Source organism: Stenotrophomonas sp. GbtcB23 (assembly GCF_019091045.1).
Lineage (GTDB): Bacteria > Pseudomonadota > Gammaproteobacteria > Xanthomonadales > Xanthomonadaceae > Stenotrophomonas > Stenotrophomonas rhizophila_A.
This window is the reverse complement of sequence record NZ_JAGXKC010000250.1, coordinates 1-362: the sequence shown is the minus strand read 5'-3', so window position 1 is coordinate 362 and position 362 is coordinate 1. Positions and strand designations below refer to the sequence as shown.

The following is a 362-nucleotide window of genomic DNA, read 5'->3' as shown; positions in this document are numbered from 1 at the left end:
CGTCACAACGTCCAGGGCCCCACGAATTCCATGCAGGCGATGGTAGCGGGTCAAGAAGCGCCCACGGACCTGAGGTGTGACCGTGGTTCTATTGATCTCTTCGCGCCGGCTGGAAGTGTGATTGTCCTGAAACAGGAAGATGACAAAGAGCGAAATGCCCTTCTTCTCCAGCGCGTTATCGATTGTAATGAAATGTTGAAAGGCGGCTTGCTCCAGCAAGTTTGCATCATCGGCGATGAAGAATAGCGATCCGCCGCCTGCAGACCTGAGCATCAGATCAACGGTATTAACGATCCTCTCGATCTTTCGGTCAGCAGCCTGGTGGGAGATCACTTGGGAGCCGGGCTGTGAAATGAACCAGT

General features: G+C 53.9%; 1 protein-coding gene. It reads right to left on the bottom strand.

What is annotated here, in order from left to right; genetic code table 11:
- On the bottom strand, positions 1-333 hold a 333-nt coding region (locus KVS69_RS18990), incomplete at its 3' end, for a hypothetical protein (RefSeq protein ID WP_217539522.1).
- Between the last annotated feature and the right edge of the window lie 29 nt (positions 334-362).